Origin of the sequence: Rhizobium cerradonense (assembly GCF_030182455.1) — a bacterium.
Lineage (GTDB): Bacteria > Pseudomonadota > Alphaproteobacteria > Rhizobiales > Rhizobiaceae > Rhizobium.
Map to the genome: position 1 here is coordinate 113,052 of NZ_JAQJCK010000005.1, position 22,006 is coordinate 135,057.

General features: G+C 60.4%; 16 protein-coding genes and 1 pseudogene. 8 read left to right on the forward strand and 9 right to left on the reverse strand.

Annotated elements, in window-relative coordinates; all coding sequences use genetic code 11:
- Window positions 1-300 precede the first annotated feature (300 nt).
- Both PH547_RS14015 and PH547_RS14020 read left to right on the forward strand, forming a co-directional pair.
- Complete coding sequence (locus tag PH547_RS14015; RefSeq protein ID WP_285168600.1) at window positions 301-3,327, forward strand: alpha-mannosidase; 3,027 nt, start codon at window positions 301-303, stop codon at window positions 3,325-3,327.
- A 69-nt stretch (window positions 3,328-3,396) separates the two neighbouring features.
- Window positions 3,397-4,272, forward strand: coding sequence for an arginase family protein (locus tag PH547_RS14020; RefSeq protein ID WP_285168602.1), 876 nt, complete (start codon window positions 3,397-3,399; stop codon window positions 4,270-4,272).
- Between the two features lie 31 nt (window positions 4,273-4,303).
- On the opposite strand, the gene PH547_RS14025 is transcribed toward PH547_RS14020, so the two are convergent.
- Window positions 4,304-5,488, reverse strand: a complete 1,185-nt coding sequence (locus PH547_RS14025) for a DUF1501 domain-containing protein (protein WP_285168604.1) — start codon at window positions 5,486-5,488, stop codon at window positions 4,304-4,306.
- A 17-nt stretch (window positions 5,489-5,505) separates the two neighbouring features.
- Window positions 5,506-7,035 carry a DUF1800 domain-containing protein gene (locus tag PH547_RS14030; RefSeq protein WP_285168606.1) on the reverse strand — a complete coding sequence of 510 codons (1,530 nt, stop codon included), beginning with the start codon at window positions 7,033-7,035 and terminating at the stop codon, window positions 5,506-5,508.
- Window positions 7,036-7,288: 253 nt separating this feature from the next.
- Here PH547_RS14030 and PH547_RS14035 point away from each other — a divergent pair, with 253 nt between their 5' ends.
- Entirely contained in the window at window positions 7,289-7,501 is a 213-nt protein-coding gene (locus PH547_RS14035) for a hypothetical protein (RefSeq protein ID WP_104826804.1), read from the forward strand.
- 101 nt (window positions 7,502-7,602) lie between these two features.
- Here PH547_RS14035 and PH547_RS14040 read toward each other — a convergent pair whose 3' ends face one another.
- Window positions 7,603-8,514 (reverse strand): dihydrodipicolinate synthase family protein, encoded by a 912-nt coding sequence (locus tag PH547_RS14040; RefSeq protein ID WP_260305125.1) that lies wholly within the window; start codon window positions 8,512-8,514, stop codon window positions 7,603-7,605.
- 151 nt (window positions 8,515-8,665) lie between these two features.
- Between PH547_RS14040 and PH547_RS14045 the strand changes: the two genes are divergently transcribed.
- The 3 genes and pseudogenes from PH547_RS14045 to PH547_RS14055 all read left to right on the forward strand — a co-directional run.
- Window positions 8,666-9,370 (forward strand): GntR family transcriptional regulator, encoded by a 705-nt coding sequence (locus PH547_RS14045; protein ID WP_285168610.1) that lies wholly within the window; start codon window positions 8,666-8,668, stop codon window positions 9,368-9,370.
- Window positions 9,371-9,451: 81 nt separating this feature from the next.
- Entirely contained in the window at window positions 9,452-10,594 is a 1,143-nt protein-coding gene (locus tag PH547_RS14050) for a M24 family metallopeptidase (protein WP_285168611.1), read from the forward strand.
- 214 nt (window positions 10,595-10,808) lie between these two features.
- A pseudogene (locus PH547_RS14055) lies at window positions 10,809-12,458 on the forward strand (PAS domain S-box protein); the annotation flags it as partial.
- A gap of 22 nt (window positions 12,459-12,480) precedes the next feature.
- Here PH547_RS14055 and PH547_RS14060 read toward each other — a convergent pair.
- From PH547_RS14060 to PH547_RS14085, 6 genes are all read right to left on the reverse strand, one after another.
- A complete protein-coding gene (locus PH547_RS14060; RefSeq protein WP_104826799.1) occupies window positions 12,481-13,194 on the reverse strand; it encodes a DUF899 family protein in 714 nt (237 codons plus the stop codon).
- 132 nt (window positions 13,195-13,326) lie between these two features.
- Window positions 13,327-13,962, reverse strand: a complete 636-nt coding sequence (locus PH547_RS14065) for a J domain-containing protein (RefSeq protein ID WP_285168612.1) — start codon at window positions 13,960-13,962, stop codon at window positions 13,327-13,329.
- A gap of 209 nt (window positions 13,963-14,171) precedes the next feature.
- A complete protein-coding gene (locus PH547_RS14070; protein WP_285168613.1) occupies window positions 14,172-16,343 on the reverse strand; it encodes a putative bifunctional diguanylate cyclase/phosphodiesterase in 2,172 nt (723 codons plus the stop codon).
- A gap of 295 nt (window positions 16,344-16,638) precedes the next feature.
- Complete coding sequence (locus PH547_RS14075; protein ID WP_285168614.1) at window positions 16,639-18,144, reverse strand: DegQ family serine endoprotease; 1,506 nt, start codon at window positions 18,142-18,144, stop codon at window positions 16,639-16,641.
- 277 nt (window positions 18,145-18,421) lie between these two features.
- Window positions 18,422-19,081, reverse strand: coding sequence for a DUF2161 domain-containing phosphodiesterase (locus PH547_RS14080; protein ID WP_285168615.1), 660 nt, complete (start codon window positions 19,079-19,081; stop codon window positions 18,422-18,424).
- 36 nt (window positions 19,082-19,117) lie between these two features.
- Entirely contained in the window at window positions 19,118-20,014 is an 897-nt protein-coding gene (locus PH547_RS14085; RefSeq protein WP_285168730.1) for a LysR family transcriptional regulator, read from the reverse strand.
- A 143-nt stretch (window positions 20,015-20,157) separates the two neighbouring features.
- Here PH547_RS14085 and PH547_RS14090 point away from each other — a divergent pair, with 143 nt between their 5' ends.
- Window positions 20,158-21,351, forward strand: coding sequence for an MFS transporter (locus PH547_RS14090; protein ID WP_285168616.1), 1,194 nt, complete (start codon window positions 20,158-20,160; stop codon window positions 21,349-21,351).
- A gap of 233 nt (window positions 21,352-21,584) precedes the next feature.
- Window positions 21,585-21,962: a hypothetical protein gene (locus tag PH547_RS14095; protein ID WP_285168617.1), complete on the forward strand. Its 378-nt coding sequence runs from the start codon at window positions 21,585-21,587 to the stop codon at window positions 21,960-21,962.
- The last annotated feature ends 44 nt before the right edge of the window (window positions 21,963-22,006 follow it).

The following is a 22,006-nucleotide window of genomic DNA, read 5'->3' on the forward strand; positions in this document are numbered from 1 at the left end:
GCCGCCTTGCGCGGGCAAGGAGACAAGCCCGAAAAATTGCTTCCATTTTGAGACTGGTCATCGGTCTGCTCTTCGCCATAATCTATGCCTGCTTTACGCAGGAGGAGGAGACCGTCGAGTGAGCACAGGCACCAAAGTCCCGGCCGAGGAAGGTTTCTCCGGTGGCCGTTCCCATCTGCTTTTGCCGATCACATCAGCCTGATCCCGCCCTCAGCATCCTTCCTGCTTTGCAATGCCTCATTCGCGACGCCATGACCGCCCGTGCGGTCCCGGCCTGACATCAACCAAGTAGGACATGCCATGCAGCTCACCATCGCCCAGCGCCTAGACCGCCTCAAGGTACGCACCGCAGAGCTCAGCCATTGGCGCGAACGCGCTGTATTGCCGATCCACCACTGGACGTTCGAGGGCGAGGATATCGCCATCGGTCAGGCCTGGCCTCATCGCAAGGGCGTGGTGCATTTCGCGTCGCAAGCAAACGTACCCGCCGACTGGCCCCTTGAGGAAACCCGCCTGCAGCTCGACCTCGGCGGCGAGAGCCTGATTACGCTCGCTTATCAAGGCGGCGGGAGCGAAAGCTTCGGGCTCGATCCCTATCATCAGGAATTCCCGCTGAAGGATCGCAATCTTTCGATCACGACGGACAGCGTTGCCCGCTTCCCGTTCGGCGAACCGAACCGCCAGCCGAAGTTAAACCGGGCGCGGCTCGCCTGGCTGGACATTCCCGTGCACCGGCTGAACCTTTTGTTGCGGCAGATAGTGGAGGCTATCGAGGCGCTTGATGATCACGATGTCGTGCCGCATCTGCTCGATGCCGCCGAGACGGCGCTGCGCAGCCTCGACTGGCCTTCCGCGACGGCTTCCTATGTTTCCCGCACGGCGAACGCCGAATGGCAACAAAAGATCTGGGAATTGCCCGAGCTGGTCGAAAGCCCGCCGGGTTTGTCCGAAGATGAGCGCGCGACGGTCGCTGCTGCCTATGACGGCCTGCTTGCCCGCCTGAAGACGCAGCAGGAACGCTATCCGCAAAACGGCGAATTGCTGCTGACCGGCCATGCCCATATCGACCTTGCCTGGCTGTGGCCCTATGACGAGACGCGCCGCAAGATGCGCCGGACCTTCCATACGGCGCTGTCCTTGATGGATCGCTCGCCCGATTTCCGCTTCAACCAGTCGACGGCGCATTATTATGCGCAGATGGAGGCTGACGACCCGCAATTGCTTGCGCGCATCAAGGAAAAAGTGGCCGATGGCTCCTGGGAAGTGATTGGCGGCATGTGGGTCGAGCCGGACACGAACATGCCGACGGGCGAAAGCCTGGTGCGGCAGATCCTTTATGGCCAGCGCTATTTCGAAAAAACTTTCGGTGCGCGTCACACGGTCTGCTGGCTTCCGGATTGCTTCGGCTTTTCCGGTGCCTTGCCGCAGTTGCTGCGCCAGGGCGGCATCGAGAGTTTCTTCACCATCAAGGTCAATTGGAGCGAGACCAACCGGTTTCCCTACGATCTCTTCTGGTGGGAAGGTCTGGATGGCAGCCGGGTGCTGGCGCATACTTTCGACAATCCGATGCAGGGTTATAACGGCTTTGTCCAGCCGGATTGCTTCGTGCCGACCTGGAAGAACTTCCGGGCGAAAACCCTGCATGATAGTTCGCTTCTTGCAGTCGGCTATGGCGATGGCGGCGGCGGCGTGACGCCGGAGATGGTCGAGCGCGAAGTGCAGTTGCGCAGTTTCCCCGCCATCCCGAAGGCCCGTTGGGGCAAGGTGGCTGATTTCTTCACGAGCGCCCATCGCACGGCGAAGGAAAAGCATGTTCCGACGTGGTCCGGGGAAATCTATCTCGAACTGCATCGCGCAACGCTGTCCAGCCAGAGCGGTGTCAAGCGGCTGCATCGCAGGGCGGAGCGGGCGCTGATCACCGCCGAAACCCTGGCGTCGATCGCCCATATGATCGGCGCCGCCGCGCCGCAGAGCCTGGAGGCTGACTGGCGGGTCACGTTGAAGAACGAATTCCATGATATCCTGCCCGGGTCGAGCATTCGCGAGGTCTATCAGGATGCCGAGCGTGAACTTTCCACCATCATCGATCACGCCAGGACGGCTCAAAACGACGCTGTGGGTGCCATCGTTTCGGCCTTGCCGAAGGGCGGCGTTGCGGATGCTCTCGTCGTCGTCAATCCGTCGCTGGATGCCCGGCCGCTGCGCGCGCTCCTCGCCGACGGCACGGTCCTTTCCACCGGCGACATAGTCTCGCCGCTCTCCATCCATGTATTCGACCGCGCCGCATTGAAGCCCGCCGGCGGTTTGCACGCCGAAGCGAACCGGCTGGAGAATGAGCATCTCGCCGTGACCATCGGCGCGGATGGAGCCGTGCAGAGCCTTGTTCACAAAGCGACCGGCCGCGAGGCGCTGGCGGAACCCGCCAATCAGCTTTGGGTCTATCCGGTCGACAAGCCGCGCAATTGGGATGCCTGGGACATCGACGCAGACTATCCGGAAAAGGGCGTTCGTCTCGACAAGCCGGAGAGCATCGAACTCGTCGAAAACAGTCCATATCGAGCCGCGATCAAGGTCGTCCATCGCTATCGCGATTCCAGCATCGTGCAACATTATGTGCTGACGGCCAACGCCAAGCGGCTGGATATCGAAATTGAAATCGACTGGCATGATCGCCGCACCTTACTGCGCTCGCTGAGCCCGGTTGCGACGCGGGCGCGCACCGCCACGTTCGAATGCGCCTATGGCGTCGTCAGCCGCCCGACGCATACCAATACGAACTGGGATGCTGCGATGTTCGAGGCGGTCGCCCATCGCTTCATCGATCTCAGCGAGCCGGATTTCGGTGTCGCTTTGCTCAATGACGCGAAATACGGCCATAGTGCCCGCAGCAACGTGCTTGGCATCAGTCTCGTGCGCGGCCCCATCTATCCTGATCCGATGGCGGACGAGGGCGTGCAGCGCTTCACCTACGCATTGCTGCCGCACACCGGCGAATGGCATTCTGGTGGTGTGCGGGAGGAGGCCGACGACCTCAATCAACCGCTGATCGTCGCGACGGCAGCTGGTCTCGCGGAGACGACGCTCGCTCCGATTGCCGTGATTGGCACGCCGGTCGGGCTTTCCGCCATCAAGCCGGCCGAAGATGGCGACGGGCTTGTGCTGCGCGTCTACGAACCGGCCGGCCGACGCGGCGGACTTGCCGTCATTCCGGCAAACGGCTGGACAATCAGCGAAGCCGTCAATCTGATGGAGGAGCCGGCCCAACGCGATGCGGGTCCCGATATCCTGCCCTTCGAGGTCAGAAGCTGGAAGATGATACGGGCGTGACGGCTGCGCCGACCTGGATGGTCGAATGAAGAGCAGCCGGCGCTCCACGAACAGAGCTCGGAGCAACAAATGAGTACGAAAACTCTGCGTTTGCATATCCCCCAATGGCAAGGGGGAAATTTGGAAGCCTATCATTTCGGGGCACAGTTGCTGGCGTGGCTTGCCCCGGCGGCCGCAGGGCCGGTCGCAACGGTCGAAGTGCCGGAGCCCGATGGTTCCGAACTTCCTCTCGAAGACGGCATCGTCGCGCGGAGTGCATTGCTTCGGCAACTGGATTCGACAGACCAGATCCTCAGGAAGGAAATGCCCGACAGGATTGTCGTTCTGGGTGGCGACTGCCTTGTCGATCTCGCCCCATTCGCATACCTCAATGAGCGGTATGAGGGCGATTTGGCCGTGCTTTGGGTCGATGCTCATCCCGATGTGATGACGCCAAAGCATTTCGTGCATGCGCACGCGATGGTTCTGGGCAATTTGATGGGAGAGGGCGATCCGGATTTCACGAATAGGGTGGCCCGGCCGGTCAAGCCTGAGAAGGTGATGTATGCAGGGCTCTACGATATGTCGCCTGTGGAATGGGAGATCGTTGAAAGGCTGGGGCTCAGCATGGCGACGCCGTCCCAATTAATCGACACCAGTCAACCGGTGATCGAATGGCTTCGTTCGACGAGCGCTCGGCATGTTGCCATCCATTTTGATCTCGATGTCATCGATCCCGTCCAGTTCCGTTCCCTCAACTTCGCGATGCCGAATGCACCTTCAGACGCGTTCGAGGGAGTTCCACGAGGTAGAATGACCATTGCCCAAGTGGTTCGTCTTTTGAACGACGTAGCCAGGGAGGTGGACGTGGTGGGGCTTGGAATTACCGAACACCTGCCATGGGACGCTATCGCCATCAGAGACATGCTGAGAGCGCTTCCACTGATCGGGGAAGGCCGCGCCTGAGAAAATGGGTATAGAACCGTCGGCGGAGGAATTACACCTTCAGGAACTGTGAGGACTTGTCGAAGCTCAGGCCCGGAAAGATCTTCGAATTGAGGTCGTCGGCGCCGACATCGAACTGCCGGTAAAGCATGGCGGCGGCTATCTCGCGCACGTCTGCGGTGGGCATCAGGTCGCGGTTCTCGAAGAGGTGCTCGTCCTTAATTCCCGGCCATTTTCCGAGTACGCGGCCGCCATTGATGGCGCCGCCCGCCAGCAGGCAGCAACCGCCGGTGCCATGGTCGGTGCCGCCCGAGCCGTTCTGGCGGACCGTGCGGCCGAATTCGGTCATCGCCAGAACCACCGTCGTCTTCCACGCATCCGGGCCGAGCGTGCGCTTCAATGTCAACACCGCCTGCATCAGGTCCCCAGCCGCCTTGCGGAATTGGGCTGCCTGCTGCACATGAGTGTCCCAGCCGTTGATGGAAAAACTGGCGATGCGGTATTCGCGCAGCAGCATCTTGGCGGCAAGCGCTGCGACATCGGCTATCTGTTCGCCATGTTTGGCGCCCGGCGCCTCGCCCATCTTCGCCGATTGGTCGGCGCGCATCGCCTCATCCATCGCCTTGGCGAAAGCGGGATCGTTGGCATAAAGGCGTGTCAGGAACTGCATCTCGTCCGCACCCATGCCCAAACCGGAATCCGAGGCCCAGACGTCGACCGTATTGGGGCCTGACAGGATCAATTCGGTCGAGGTGTTGATGTCGATCGCCTTATGCGCGGTCGAGCGCGCGATGCTTCCGAGTGCGCGGTTCAGCCAGCCGGTCTTTTCCTCGGCGACGTGGCCGCCACCCGATTCCAGCATGTCCTGGCCGTCGAAATGGCTACGGGCGTCGCGATAGGGCGTCGAAACGGCATGGACGAAGGCAAGTTCTCGGGCCTTCCATAGCGGCAGTAGGTCCGCCGCCGCCGGATGCAGGCCGAAGAAGCCATCGAGATCAACAAGCCCGTTATCGGGAGCGATGGCGATATCCGGTCGCAAACCGGCGAAAGATGCCTCACCATAGGGCTGCACCAGATCGAGCCCGTCCATGGCGCCGCGCAGCACGATGGTCACGAAGCGGTTGTCTCCGGGCATGGCCGCAAAAGTCACCGGCGTAAAGATCGGCGCGGCCGCCAAGCAGCCGGCGGAAGCGAGGAAACCGCGGCGGGAAAGCGAGAAGGGCTTGTCGTTTGCCATCGGAATATTTCCTCGCTTTAACGACGATTGAATTCGGGCGAAGCAAGCGCGAGCGTCAGGCCCGTCATCTTGTTCGGCGCTTGCGTGACAACCCGGATCGTGTCGTCGCGAGCCGCGTCCGCCAGCGTCTCCTTGAGAAACTGCCTCGGATCATCCTGCTTGCCATAACGACCGATTGCGCGCCGCGCCCAGGAAATCCGTTCGGACAATTCCCCGGCATTGATCCAGGCGTCGAAACCCTCGGGAAAGCCGGCCGGACTGGGTGGCCGCCACACAGGTTGCCCCATGCGCTGCAACGCGTAGACGCCGAGACCGCGCGGCACATAGAAAGTCGCGTCGATCGCGGCCTGCCGGCGTTTTGCCTCCTGCGGATCCGGTGGGTTGGCTGTATTGTCGAGCGGGCCGGAGCTGTTGTCGGGCATAGGCGGATTGTCATCGACCATTGCCTGCCCGGCACCCTCGTCATCGGCAAGCGCATCGACGACTGCGCCCGCGGCCGCATTCCTCGGAAGATCGAGCGCCCGCAGGCCGGCTGCGACAAAGTCGAAAGGCTGCCGGGCCTTGGCGGCTTCATTCGTCCAGGCGGCGGGATGATCGAGCATCGCGCCATAGACTGCCATCAGGTCACCATTCGTCTTTCGCCACATCTGGGTCATGGCATCGATCATCGCTTGCGGCGGCGTATCGGAAATGAAGTGGACCGCGAGCTTGCGACTGATATGCGCCGCCGTTTTCGGGTTCAGCGCCAGATCGTCGAGCATCTGCAAGCAATCCCGCTCCGATCGCTGGGTTCGGCCATAGCTGACACCCAACACCCGATGGCTGCCGGGTTCGGCAATGGCCTTGCGGAAATCGACCTCGACCGCCTGCCGGTCGACGGTGATGCCTGTCAGCACCATGGCGGCCGCTCGCACATCGTCCTGCGTATAGCCGCTGCCGGCGCCCAGTGTGTGCAACTCCAGCAATTCGCGGGCGAGGTTTTCGTTCAGTCCCTTGTTGCGTTTGAGGCCGGCGGGAGAATCCGGGCCGAGCGATTGCGCCTGGTCGAGATAGATCAGCATTGCCGGATGTTGGGTAGCGCCGCGCAGCAGATCCGGAAACGTCCCGCCGATATGGGGCCGGATCGCCTCGGCCTCGAACAGGGGAACGATGAGTTTCATCGGTTGGGTTTTGTCGACACTCACCGAGAAATGGTTCGTCCAGAAGGCGGCCAGCCGCTCGTAGAAGCCGTTCGGCGAGAAGACGGCCTGGGCGATGCGCGCATCGGCATCGCGCTGGTAGCTCTGCTGAAGTTCTTTGAAGACAGCCTTCTGCTCATCCCGCTTGGCAGCATCATCGATGTCGCTGCTGCGGATGTCGCGGAGACGGTCGGCCACATTGCGGATCGCCTGTCGGCGCGCATCGATGCCGCCCACCGGAAAAAGGCAACTGACGTCGCCCACTCGCATCGGGTCGAGCAGCGCGTCCTTGTCGGCAGGCGGCGTTTCGCTCGGGCGAAAGCCGTAACCGAACCGCAGTGCCGCCATGGTCTGAAATGAAAGGCTCATCGCTTGTCACCGCATCACCGATCCGGTGGTAGGCTCGCAGGCAATTGTGTCAGGAAAGTTCGGAAATTGTGGCCTTTTTCCGACATGGACAATTTGTAATTCACCTGCGGGAAACCGCGCTATCTGACTATCGCTTGAATATCAATAATTTAACGCGCGCGGATGGATTAGGCACATTCTCCGCAAGCGTCCGATCCGTCGTAATTCCTCCTTAATTTCTCTTCTATCTGGCGAAGCGGAAAAGAGGTGAGCGATGGTCAAATTTATTCATCGGAACATGGCGCTTTTACTGGCAATGGCCATGACTGCGCTCGCCATAGCTATGTACAATACGATCTCCCTGCTGGTGAGACATCACCACACGGTACTGCATGACATCCGTCATGCGGCCTTCGTGCTTGTTGTCTTCGGGATTTTTTACGGAGTCGTGCGCTATATCCAGGCATTGCCGGAAGACGCCGATTAGAATTCTGTTTCGATCCGGCGACCGGCATCGTCGGCGCTGATCCAAGACACCTTTGAAAAAAGCCGGCAACTGCATATTGGCGATTGCCGGCATATTCGTGCTTAGGCCGCCTGACGGGCCTTCGAGGGGCGCGTAGCGGCTGCCTTTTCGACCATGGCGGTAACTTCCGCGCGGCGAGCGCCGGAGAGCGGCAGTCGCGGCATGCGGACGCGCTCGGAGCCACGGCCCATGATCTGCTCGGCGAGCTTGATCGACTGAACGAGATCATGCTCGGCGTCGAGGTGCAGCAGGGGCATGAACCAGCGATAGATGCGGCGAGCCTCTTCCCAGTCGCCGCGCTCGGCAGCAGCAACAAGCTCCACGGATTCCTGCGGGAAGGCGCTGGTGAGGCCTGAAACCCAACCCTTGGCACCCAGCATCAGGCCTTCAAGCGCAACGTCGTCAAGGCCGGCGAAGATGTCGAAGCGATCGCCGAAAGCATTGATGAGGTCGGTAAACCGGCGCGGATCCGGCGCGCTTTCCTTGACGGCCTTGATATTCGGCACCTCGGCGAGGGCCTGCAATACGTCGGCGCCGATATTGACGCGATAGGCCGGCGGGTTGTTGTAGAGCATGATCGGCAGTGAAGTTGCTTCTGCCACGGTACGGAAATGCGCGATCAGCTCCTCCGGCTTCGGGACATAGACCATGGCGGGCAGGAGCATTAGGCCGTCGGCGCCCAGCCTCTCGGCATCGCGCGCATAGGCGACGGCGCGGCGCGTATCGAATTCGGAAACGCCGGTGACGACCGGAACGCGGCCGTTCACCACTTCGACGGCCGCCTTCAGGATCGTGCGCTTCTCCTCCGGATCCAGCGAATTGTTCTCGCCGCAGGTTCCCATGACGATGAGGCCGTTGACGCCGTCATTGACAAGCGCGTCCTGGACGCGCTGCGTGGCAGCGAGATCCACGGAAAGATCCTCGTTGAATTGTGTCGTTACGGCGGGGAATACGCCCTTCCATCCTGTCGTCATTTTGGCTCCTCGATTGAAAGTACTTGCGTTATATACAAACTGTCGACAAGACTCAAGGATGGTTTGAACGACATATGTGGGTCGATGCCCGCTGTTGCTGAAAGCCGCCAGAACAAAATAATAAGATGCTTGTTTCGAAGAAGGATATCGGATGGTGAACGACACGGAGAATGTGCGGGTGCGGGGCTCGGGCACGCAGAGCGTCTATGCCGCCCTGCGCAGGGAAATCCTGTCGATGGCACTTGAACCGGGAAGCCCGCTTGACGAAGTTCGGCTTTCCGAGCGCTTCAAGATGTCGAGAACACCGATCCGCGAGGCGCTGCTTCGGCTTGCCGCGGAAGGGCTGGTGACGACACTCCCGAACCGCAACACGATCGTTGCGATGATCGACTTCGCCGGCTTGCCCACCTATTTCGAGGCGCTGACGCTGATGTATCGCGTGACGACGCGTGGGGCGGCGGGGCGGAAGGATGCCGATATTATGCAGCGCGTGCGCGCCCGGCAGAAAGAATTCGCCGATGCCGTAGCTGCTCGAGATGCCTTCGGCATGATCGAGGCGAACCGCGAATTTCATGTCGCCATCGCTGAACTTGCCGGCAATCCCTATTACACCACCTTTTTCGCACGGCTGCTGGACGAGGGCCGGCGCATCCTGCGTCTTTACTACTCGACCTACGACGATCGCCTGCCGCGTCAATATGTGGACGAGCATGAGCAGATGATCGCCGCTATCGAGGCTGGCGATGTCGCCCGCGCCGACCGGCTGGCGATCGATCATGCAGCGCAGATCGTGCGCCAGATTCAGGAATACATCGCCCGCGACCTCGATCGTCCCCTTGCGATTGAGATTTCGTGATGCCTGCAGTCGCAGTCGTATCCATTCAATAGCCGGTGTCGGCCGCTCGGGAACCGAGCGCAACAGGAACTGGAAAACAAGATGACATGGTCCCATCCCGTCCCCCGCATCACCGATGACGAGAGGAAGCTCCGACTGGCACGGCTGAGAGAGGCGCTGGAGGTGGAGGGCATCGCCGGCATGCTGCTCGGCTCGACGGAAAGCCTGCGCTATTTCACCGGTCTCGACTGGCATCCGAGCGAACGGTTCCTTGGCGCGCTCGTCACACCAGCCGCACTCTATTACATCGTCCCGGGTTTCGAGCGCAGCCGCGTGGAAACGCTGCCGCATCTGCCTGGCGAAATTTTGGTGTGGGAGGAGGAAGAAAACAGTGCCGGGCTCGTGTCACGGCTGCTGGGTCAAATCGGCTCGCTTGCACTGGACGATGAGCTGCCGCTTTTCTTTTACCACAGGCTCGCTGCGGCCTTTGGCGCCGAAAGATTGAAGGATGGCGGTCAAATCATCCGGAGCCTGCGGCGCATCAAATCTCCAGCCGAGATCGCTCTCATTCAATACGCCATGAACCTGACGCTCAATATCCAGAAGCAGGCGCATGCGCTGATGAAACCAGGCATCAAGGCTTCAGAGGTCGTCGACTTCATCGACCGGCAGCATCGCCAGGCCGGGGCAGACGGCGGCTCGACCTTCTGCATCGTTTCCTTCGGGGCGGCGACCTCCCTGCCGCATGGCGCCGAGGGCGACCAGACCCTTGCGGCAGGCGACGTCGTGCTTGTCGATACCGGCTGTCAGATCGACGGCTATCATTCCGATCTTACCCGGACCTATGTGCTCGAAAGCCGCGATCGCGAATTCGAAGCGGCATGGGCGATCGAACGGGAAGCCCAACAAGCGGTCTTCGATGCAGCGAAGCTCGGCGCGCCCTGTTCGAGCCTCGACGATGCCGCGCGCCGGGTGCTTTCAAAACATGCCCTTGGCCCGGATTACCGTCTCCCAGGACTACCCCACCGCGCCGGCCACGGTCTCGGTCTGCAGATCCACGAGGAGCCCTATATCGTGCGCGGCAATGCAACACCGCTTGCCGCTGGCATGTGCTTCTCCAATGAACCCATGATCGTCTTTCCCGACAAATTCGGTATTCGGCTGGAAGATCATATCTATATGAAGGCGGAAGGACCGCATTGGTTCACCGATCCCGCCAAGGGGCCGACCGAGCCGTTTTCGTAGTTGACGGACCGCGTTCGGAAAGGCTGACAGAAAACAACGCATCATATTTTCGTGACGGTCCGGTTGGCTTAACGGCGAACCGGATTGCGCCTCTATCACCTCGCTCGCTTGTAACTTTCGATTAGAAGTCCGCGCCTCAGCGGAACCAATCCGCGTTTCCGTAGTTTACCGGGCGGCTCGGAGACCGGAATGGCATCTGCGAAAGCGCCCCCCGGTCATCGATGCAATCAGAAGTGCGGAGAGCGACTTGTTGGGTTTTGAAAAGATTACGCGTGATTTTTCTGGACGAAAGAAAGCAGAAACAGAACTCAGGCGGAGTGAAGAACAGTTTCGCATTCTCGTTCAGGGTGTCGCGGATTACGCCATCTATATGCTCGATCCCCGAGGTTACGTCTCCAGTTGGAACCTCGGTGCGCAGCGCATCAAGGGCTACTCGCAGCAAGAAATCCTCGGCCAGCATTTTTCCCAGTTCTATACGGAGGAAGACCGCGCGACGCAGCTTCCGTGGAGGGCGCTCGATATTGCCGCCAGAGAGGGCCGGTTCGAAAACGAAGGTTGGAGAGTCCGGAAGGACGGGTCCCGGTTCTGGGCAAGCGTCGTCATCGATGCGCTTCGCGACGACGATGGAACGCTTCTGGGGTTTGCGAAGGTCACGCGCGACATCACCGAGAAGAGAGAGGCTCAGCGCAAGCTTGAACAGGTGCGGGAAGAATTGTTCCAGGCGCAAAAGATGGAAGCGGTCGGCCAGCTAAGCGGGGGAATGGCTCACGATTTCAACAATTTACTGATGGCCGTTCTCGGAAGTCTGGAAATCGTGCGCAAGCGGACTGCTGACAATCCCGATATCACCCCGTTGATCGACAACGCCATCCAAGGCGCGCAGCGCGGTGCGGCGCTGACGCAGCGCATGCTCGCCTTCTCTCGGCGTCAGGAGCTCAAGATTGAGCCGCTCGACGTGGTCGAACTGGTTCGCAATATGACCGGCCTGCTGCAGCGCACGGTAGATCCGTCGATGACGATCGAAACGCATTTCCCCCTCAGCCTTCCAAGGGTGACCTCCGATCCGAACCAACTTGAGAACGCTCTTTTGAATCTCGTCGTGAATGCGCGCGACGCGATGCCAAAGGGCGGACGGCTCGTCATTGCCGCCGAACTTCGCAGCATTGCCAGGGACGAAGCGGGCGGACCGAAAGCGGGGGCCTATGTATGCCTCTCCGTCAGGGACGAGGGAGAGGGGATGGACGAGGCGACGCTTGCCAATGCAACCACACCATTCTTCACGACCAAGGGCGTTGGCAAGGGAACAGGACTTGGCCTGCCCATGATCCAGGGATTGATGGCGCAATCTGGGGGCAAGCTGATCCTGAAATCGCGCAGGGGCGAGGGAACCACGGCCGAGCTATGGCTTCCCGTCACAGCGGAGACCGAGACGAGGAAGGATGAGCCAGCGATTGAAGCAGCCCCCGCGGCGGGAGGCTTGTTCAATATCCTGGCGGTGGACGACGACGTGCTGGTCCTGATGAACACGGCAATCATGCTGGAGGATCTCGGCCATACCGTGCTGCAGGCTCATTCAGCCGAGGAGGCGCTGAAGCTGCTCGAGGATCACAACGATATCCATATCGTCATCACCGATCACGCCATGCCGAGGATGACCGGTTCACAGCTCGCCGCGGCGATCGCCGAGCGGCGGCCGGGTTTGCCGATCATCCTTGCTACCGGATACGCCGAGCTTCCGGCGGGCAGCAACAACGATCTGCTCCGCCTGCCGAAGCCATTCAATCAGGGCCAGCTTGCCGCGGTGATCACCAAAGCAGTGACCGAGACTCCAGTTGCCGGCATCGTGACTGCCGGCGAGGCATAGGCATCGCCGACGCAAGATCCGCTCAAGCATGTCCGTAGGTGAGCTTCGGATACCAGTCTCTTGCCCGGCCTTCGGGTGTCATGTCGAGGATCGTCCAGAGCGGCATAAGATCGGGCGCGCCGCGTGGATCCTGACCGGGGTCGGCGGTGACCGGACCCATCTCCTCAGCCCAGAAATGCCGGATCGTTCCATCTCTGCGGGTAAAGACATTGACGGCGGCGTTGTCGTTGCCGTTGGCTCCGAGCGCACGGTAATCGCGGCTATATTCGCCGGTCGGGTCGGAATAGAGTGGCAAATTCTGCCAGCGGCGCTCTGTCTTGAAATCAAGCAGTCTCTCGATCGGCGACCGAGCGACGACGGCAATTGCCATTCGCTGTTCGATATCGAGTATTTCGCCCTCCAGCGCCGAAAGAAACGACGTGCACATCGGGCAGGGCCGCGACCGCTCGGGGCCGAACATGTAGCTGTAGATCAGCAGGGTTTCCTTATCATCGAACAAGTCCTCGAAATTGACCGGACCGTCGGGGCTGATGAACTGATAACGCTTCTTCACCATGCCGCCCGGCGGCAGCGCGCGCCGCTGCGCGGCGACACGCTCTATTTGCCGCCGAAGTTCGATCTCTTCTGCCAGCAGAGCATCTCGCGCCTGCCGGTATTCGCTGCTTTCGTTGGGAAATCTGGCACCGTTTTTTTGCGCCAATTCTGCCGCAGGCGTGTATCCATCTTCGTTGATCATGATGTCCTCCCTTGTGCGATCGATGAGCCGATACTGGTCGTATGGCACCGTCGGAATTCGACCTGACGCGGGAGAAAACCCGGTTGCCGATCGAAAGTTCCAGCATTCAGCAGGGCATCGGATCAACGGGAATTACTGGGCGGCGGAGCGGACCCCGGGGGTGTCATCCCATTCGACATCCGATATCGGCTCGTCGCTCTCGAGCATCGGCGCGTCCATGACATAGAGATAGCCGTCGAGCATGTCGCAGGCGCGTTCGGTGGCGTCGATCTTGGCCTCCGTTTCGCTGATCGCGGCCGCGATGGCCTTGATGCGGGCGCGCAGCATATGACCGACGACATCCTTGCCGGGGCGTTTTCCCAGACGATCCAAATGAAGGCGGATGCGGTCCGAATGACGCTCCAGCTCGCTTTTGCTGAAGTGTGCCTTGCGGATTTCTTCCAAAAGACTGGCGCGCATATGGGCGACCGGATCGAAGGTTCCGGGTTCGCGCTCGTCCAGAACCATATCTGTAATGAGCTTCTCGATGGCGACCAGGGCCTGCAAATCGACGGCGTCGGTGAGTTCGACGTCATAGCCGGTATCGTCGAACACCTTTCGGCGCACCGGGTCCAGAAGCAGCTCGTAGGCCTTCTGGAGCTGTCCGAAAGCATCGGTGTCGCCGCCGGAATCCGGATGCGCCGACTTCGCCCGCTTGCGATAGGCGGTCTTGATCTGCTCTTCGCCCGCATCGCGTCCGATGCCGAGAATCTCGTATGGATCGGTCACTCCAACTCCTGCTGCCGCTCAGCCCCGTCCAAAGTCCTGAAGCTCTTATGCCGTCGATGATCCCGGCAGAACGCAGCGCCTACCGGAGGACGGTTCGTATCCGTCCCCGCTTCTTCTCTATCATCACCGCGGCAGAGTTTGGACAAAAACTATGATGACGCGACGCAGAAACGTTCTTTCTGTTGAAAGCTGCCGGTCTGTGGAGGAAATTATTTGGACAAAGACTTCAGGGCCGGCTCACGCATTATGCGCGTGACCTCTTCCGCTGGAATAGGCTTGCTGAACAAGTATCCCTGGATGGCATGGCATCCGGCCTCCGACAGGAAGCGCGCTTGCTCTTTAGTCTCCACGCCTTCCGCGATCACGTCCAGTTCCAGCGATCGTGCAAGCGAGATGATCGCGGATGTGATCGCCATGTCGTCGGCATCATCGGGAATATCCGCGATAAAGGACCGGTCGATCTTGAGGCGCGACAACGGAAAGCGTTTCAGCGTGCTCAGGCTGGAATAGCCCGTACCGAAATCGTCGATGGCGAGACTGACGCCCAGGGCGTTGAGTTCGTGCATTTTCATGATCGCCCCCTGCACGTCGCGCATCAGAAGACTTTCAGTGACCTCGATTTCGAGCCATTGCGGATCAAGGCCGCTCTCGGCGAGGGCTGCGGCCACCTGACGGGTCATGCCCTGTTCCTGGAACTGCCGAGCAGACATGTTGACGCCGATCTTCACGGGCGGCAGCCCCTGTTTCTGCCATTCTTTCGCCTGACCGCAGGCCTTACGCAGGACAGCCTCTCCAATCGGTACGATGAGGCCGGACTCCTCGGCGAGCGGAATGAAGTCTCCGGGGAAGACGAGCCCGTCAGTCGGATGGTTCCAGCGCACGAGCGCCTCCACGCCGATAATCTCGCCGGAGGTCATGTCCTTTTGCGGCTGGAAATGCAGGACGAATTCGTCCCGTTCGACCGCGCGTCTCAGCTCCTCCGATCGCCCGAGTTTCTGCCGTGCATTCTCGGCAAGTACCGGATCGAATACCTGGATACTGTTTCGGCCATTCTCCTTGGCGCGATACATCGCCATATCTGCGTTGGCGAACAGTTCCTTGGCGGTCCTGCCATGTATGGCAAAGCTGGCCATGCCAATGCTGCATGTGAGCTGCAGGTCCATTCCGGCCAAGGTAAGCGGCCGCGCCACGGCCTCGCGAATGCGCGTCAGCCACGGGACGAAATCTTCATCGGTCTGCTCGAGCGCCAGAATGAATTCGTCGCCGCCGATGCGCGATATCAGATTGTCTTGACCAATCTCCTCGGAGATCCGGTTCGCCACGATCTTGAGCAGCTTGTCGCCGGCCGCGTGACCGAGGCTGTCGTTCACGAGCTTGAAGTTGTCTATGTCGAGGAAGACGACCGCAACTTTCCTTGACGTTTCGTTGGCACGCCGCAGCATATCGTCGAGCTTTCGGTCGAGCAGCGTACGGTTTGGCAATCCGGTCAGGGCATCGTGCTCAGCAAGGAAGGTGATGCGCTCGGCATCGTAGTGACGGTCGATCGCGATACCGATCGTTTGTGCGACGCCCGTCAGAAACTCCCACAGACTCGCTTCATGGCAGGATACTTGGACAGCGAGCGCGCCGTGCTGTCCGCCGTCACCCGACGAGATTGCAAAGCGACGCCACGATGCCGGGTTGTCGAGGATATCTGCCGGCGAAATCGAAGCCGCGCATGCCGACGGGGACGCCGCCGCCACATAAAATTCCTGGGCGCCTTCCTTGTGCAGGAGTACAGCGGCGGCAGTGCCGGGGATGACCTCTTCGAGCAGGTTTGCGACGTCACTAAGGAACGGGTCTAAGCGTACTCCCTTGGCGACCGCCTTGAGAAGCTGCGCCTGGGCCTTCATCAGGCTTTCCCCGCGTTTACGGGCCGTGATGTCCCGCGAGGCCCCAACGACGCCGATCACCTTTCCCGTTTTGTCCCTTAGCGGAACGCGCGACATCATCAGCCAGCCGTTGCCTCTCAGACGGCGTTCCTCGAAACCAAGATCGGGTTCACCGGTCTCCATGACGTGTCGCTCGATGGCAGCTATGGTCTCGGCTGCCGCCGAAGGATGGATATCGTAATCCGTCAGCCCAACCATATCCTCCACGCGCTCAAGTCCATTGTTCAAGACGATGGCCCTGTTGGCGAACAGGAAGCGGCCCTCCAGATCCTTTGCATAGATGTAGTCCGGCACATGGTTGATCATGGCCTCGAGCCAGTCGTAACGCTCGGCGAGACTGGGCTCTTGGGACTGCGGAAGCTCCTCCGCCGCGCGCCCGCGGGTAATCGGCTCTTCGGTATCCACCGGTACCGCGTCCACAACCTCTTCTCCGACTGCCGCCTTGCGCATGTTTCCCTCACAATCCACGCCACGCTACAGTGTGAGCAAATCGTTATGTATCAGTGAAAGACCGATTGTGGGAGTGTGACATGCCAGCCTTCTGTGGCGACATCGTAAACTATTGGTTGACAATAGTATTGTCGGTTAAAATTCCCCCTCGGTCGCGATAGCGCCGGCGCGAGCCTGCGCACTTTGCTGCGCTGTGATGTTGGGGAGTTGGGAATTGCGGACGCAATCGCGGGAAATAGATACACCTCGCCTCCAGTGATGGAGACGAGGCGCGTTTGCCTTTCAGGAGAGATGCTTAGGCAGCCGAGAACGGCACTGCCACGAAGGTCTTGTCGCCGCCGCGTTCGATCAGCAGCAGAACCGACTTGCGGCCTGCTTTGCCGGCTTGTGCAACTGCGTTTTGGGCATCGTGGGCACTGTGGACCGGCTGATCGTTGACCGAGACGATGATGTCGCCCGCTTGGACGCCGGCAGCGGCGGCCGACTTATCGGGATTGACGCTGGCGACGACGGCACCTTCGACACCGTGCGGAAGGTTGAGCTGCTCGCGCAGATCCGGTGTCAGATTGGCGAGGCCGACGCCGATGCTCGGCTGATTGGACGGTTGGACTTTCCCGTCACCGCTGTCATTGGCAGCCTGCTTGCTGTCGTCATTGCCGCCGAGGGTGACGTTCACATCCATGCTCTTGCCATCGCGCCAGACCGTGAGCGAGCGCTTGTCGCCGGGAGAAAGATCGGCAACCAGGCGCGACAAATCCTTGGGCGACTTGACGGTCTCGCTACCGACGGCCGTAACGATATCGCCGGTCTTGATGCCGGCACGTGCAGCCGGCGTTCCGTCATTGACGCTGGCGACCAGGGCGCCTTGCGCCTGCGAAAGGCCGACGGCATCGGCAACATCGGCCGTCACGGGCTGAATGGCGACCCCGAGATAGCCGTGATCGATCGAGCCGTTCTTTTCAAGCTTGGCGACGATCGCCTTGGCTTGATCCGAGGGGATGGCGAAACCGACGCCGACGCTGCCGCCATTCGGCGAATAGATGGCGGTGTTGATGCCGACGACATTGCCGTCCCGATCGACCAGCGGGCCGCCGGAATTGCCGTGATTGATCGGAGCGTCGATCTGGATGAAATCGTCATAGGGGCCGCTGTGCAGATCGCGGCCACGGGCCGAAACGATGCCAGCGGTGACAGTCGTGCCAATGCCGAAGGGATTGCCGATCGCCAGGATCTGGTCGCCGAGCTTCAATTTATCGGAGTCGCCCCAGGCCACGGTGGCGAGAGGCTTCGGCGCCTTGATCTTCAGGACAGCCAGATCGGATTTTGCGTCAGCGCCAAGGAGCTTGGCCGGTAGTTCGGTGCCGTCATCGAGCGTCACCTTGATATCCGTGGCATTCTGAATGACGTGGTTGTTGGTGACGATGACCCCGTCCGGGCTGATGAGGAAGCCGGAGCCGAGTGCCATGGCGCGCTGCGCCGGACGATGCTGCGGCGCCTCCTGCTGCGGGAAGGGGATGCCCTGGTTCTCGAAGAACTGGCGGAATTGCTCGTCCATCGGGGAGTCGCCGGCATCCGCGCTGGTATCGGTGACCTTCATCGTAGTGGTAACGGTGACGACTGCCGGCTTGTCGGCGTCGACGATCGGCGCGAAAGAGCCGCCAGGCGCGATGATGCCGCCAGGTTCGGCCGTCGCGGCAACGGCAGCGGGGGTGCTGAAGGCGAAGGGCAGGGCCCCTGCGCCGACTATGATGGCCGCTCCGACGATGGCAGCGGCGCGATGCTTGCGAAGTAGATTTGACATGGCAGATGTCCCTTACGAGATCGTTGGCGATATGGCGTCTTGGGTCCATGTCAGGGACCAGGCGTCGAACGGAGTGCCATTTCTATTCTTTCCGGGGAATCTCTATTATCCGAGTTTACTGCGGAGCTTGCAGTAGAAAAAAGAATTGGCGCTGGAGATTTATATGATCCGCCTGATGAATTTTACAAATTAAATATTGATCATGTTTATATTGCAATTTTGTAAGACATTACTGGAATTTAACGTTGTAATGCCCGAATTTCTTCACCTTTATTGTTTAAGCGCCATCCGCCTGCGGCCAGCGCTTCAATGCTTCCGAACCGAGTTCGGTCAGGGCGTAAATGCCGCGATCGACGCGCTCGAACCAACCATAGACATTGTGCTGCAGTATTTTGGCGGCTTCTGGCGCGTTTGCGCGAATGTCTCTAGGACGCTGCTGTCCATTCTGGATCGCCATCGCACAGGCAAGTGCCTGCTGACGGTAGGCGGTCATGATCGGCGCGCGCGTGCTGCCCCCAAGGGCGGGATCGCCCTTGCGCCGCTTATGTTCCTCAACAAGACGTGATCGCCGGCGGATATTCTTGCGCGGCATCGGCGCGACCGGGCTGACGATGATATCAACGGTGTCGTTGTCGGAGACAGCCAGCATGCCGAAACCGAGGCGGCGGCAGAGATCGCGAAAACGGCGGTCGCTCTCTCGTCCCTTGCCCTTCGCCGAGACGCGGGCGGCAATCCACACTTCATCGCTTACTGACGCACGATCAACCGCCTGCAGCACGAGTTCCAAATTGAAGGTTAGCTTCAATTCGCAGATGACGACGACGGGCGGTTCATCGCTACTTAGGCCGACAAGATCGCAACTGCCGATTTCGCCCTTTACCGCGTAGCCGGCGGCTTCCAGGAAATTCTTGATCGGAAGATAAAGCGCCGTCTCCAAGTTCTGCCCTCTGCTTATCTGATGGTCATCGCTGTTTTACGTGATTCGCGATGCCAAAAAGTCGATAAAGGCGCGGATGCGTGCGGCAAGATAATCATGGCCGGCATAGACGGCGTGGATCAGCTCGATATCTCCCGCATTGAAATCCTCCAGTACCGGCACCAGTGCGCCGGTTTCGATATCGGGCTGCACATGAAAATATCCGACTCGGGCAAGGCCAAGACCGGCGAGACAGAGGCTGCGCACCGTCGGTCCATTATTGGCCTGCAGATTGCCGTAGACCGGCTTCACGAACTCTGATCCGGTGGCCGGATCGCGAAAGGGCCAGCCTTCGGCGGTCGGGCGGAAGTTGAAGGTCAGGCAATTGTGGTGATCGAGATCGTCCGGCGTCACCGGTAGGCCGTGCCTTGCGACATAAGCCGGTGAAGCAACGATGACGCGTCGTCTTTCCAGCAGCTTGCGAGCTTTCAGCGAACTGTCGCGCAATGGCCCGACACGAATGGCGACATCGGCGCGTTCACCGACGATATCGATGATGCTGTCGCTGAGCGAAATATCCAGTTCTATTTCCGGGTAGAGTGCCAGGAAATCCGGAATGAGTGGCACGATGCAGCGCACGCCAATGGCAACGGAGGCGCTGACGCGCAGAGGTCCGCGCGGGACCGTGGCGCCTCCTGCTGTCACCATGCGCTCCGTCTCCGCTATTTCGGCGAGGATGCGTTGAGCGCGCTCGAGGTAGACCTCTCCCTCCGGCGTCAACTGCAGCGAACGCGTGGTGCGCACGAGAAGGCGTGTGCCAAGCCGGTCCTCAAGGCGTGTAACGAGCTTGCTGACGGCAGAAGGTGACAGGCGCAATTTCCGCCCCGCTGCCGAGAAACTGCGAAGCTCGGCCACCTGCACGAAGACGTCCATTTCACCGGCGCGATTATCCACCATTCCACTCAAGCTTTGAATTGAATTCACAAGTGTTGAGTTGATATAGCCAATTATCGATCGAATGTCTTGAGATCATATTCTGTTCGAACAAGAACCAGTGCAGCCGGATATTTCCGGATGCCTTTCGATCGGGCCATCTCATGCCATTAGCTCTTTTTGCCTTGACGATCGCGGCCTATGCGATCGGCACCACCGAATTCGTTATCGTCGGTCTGCTGCCGACGGTTGCGGGTGATCTTCACATCACCCTGCCGCTCGCCGGTCTCATCGTCAGCGTCTATGCGCTTGGCGTTACCTTCGGCGCGCCGATCCTGACGGCACTCACCGGCCGTGTCGAGCGCAAGCCGCTGCTGCTCGGCCTGATGGCGCTCTTTGTTGCCGGCAACGGCATGGCAGCCCTAAGCCCCGGCTACGAGCCATTGCTTGTCGCCCGCGTGCTTTCGGCCTTCGCCCATGGCGTCTTCTTCTCCGTCGGATCGACCATCGCGGCCGATCTGGTACCGGAAAACCGCCGTGCCTCGGCAATCGCCATGATGTTCATGGGGCTGACGGTCGCGATCGTCACCGGCGTCCCGCTCGGCACGTTCATCGGCCAGACCTTCGGTTGGCGGGCCACCTTTGCCGCCGTCGCAGCCCTTGGCGTCATCGCCTTTGCGGGCATTGCGCTACTGTTGCCGTCAAACCTGAAGAAGGCGCCGCCGGCCGGGATCGGCGAGCAGGTCCGCGTGCTGGCAAGCGGCCGGCTCCTGATCGTCTTCGCCATGACGGCGCTGGGCTATGGCGGCACCTTCGTCGCCTTCACCTTCCTAGCCTCGATCCTGCAGGAAGTGACCGGCTTTGCGGCCTCCGCTGTCAGCCTGATTCTGGTGCTTTATGGCGTTGCCATTGCCGTCGGCAATGTTGTCGGCGGGCGTCTTGCAAACGGTAATCCGGTCAAGGCGCTGACGGGCCTTTTCATCGCTCAGGCGATCGTGCTCGTGCTGTTCAGTTTCACGGCCGTTTCGCCTTGGCTGGCAATTCCGACGCTGGCCGCTCTCGGCTTCCTGTCGTTTGCCAATGTGCCGGGCCTGCAGCTCTATGTCGTTCAGCTTGCCCGCCAGGTGCGCCCGGCCGCGGTCGATGTCGCTTCGGCGCTGAACATTGCCGCCTTCAACCTCGGCATTGCCGCCGGCGCCTGGATCGGCGGCCTAGTGGTGGAATCCGCACTCGGCCTCGGCTCAACCCCTTGGATCGGAGCGATCCTGGTCACCGCTGCCCTCGTTCTTACCCTCTGGAGCGGCGCGCTTGATCGTCGCTCCGCTTCCGTGGCGCAACCTGTTTCCTGCGCCGCCTGATGGGTCAATCGTCGCGGCCGTTAAATTTCGTAACAAATAAGAACACAACGCAAAATGCGGGTGAGCATAGTGGGTGAGCTGGGTGCGACGGACGAGCCGAAAGGCCACGTCTGCTGCCCAGCCAACTCCAAGCGCCTCGGCACAAGAGGCCTGCATATCAAAGCTGAAGGGACCGGTGCCGGGAGCCCACTAAATCGCTCCCCTATTGGAAAGAAACGACAAAGGAAATGCCAATGAGGGTTACCTTCATCGCCTTGGGCGTGACGGCCGCAATTACGATGGGCCTCGTCAGCCCCGCTATTGCTCAGGTTGTCATTCACGAGGATCAGTCGCCGGACGGCTACGACTCTGACCGGGACCAAACGGAGTCCGATTTTCTTCACGCCTGGAACCGGCATCACGATGCAGCCAATAGATGGGGCGAGCGTCGCGACAATTTCGGCCCGGATGACGTTATACGCCTCCTGGAACGGCGGGGTTATCACGTCAGGAACGTAAAGGACGTCGGGGTGCGTTATCTGGTTGAGGCAACGCGCGGCAACGACAATCTCCTCGTGAGCGTGTCTCGAGGAGGGGAAATCATGGGCGTGGTGCACGATAACCGCTATTGAAGGCCCGTGAGGCCACTGCATATGACCTCATACCCTCAGCCGCA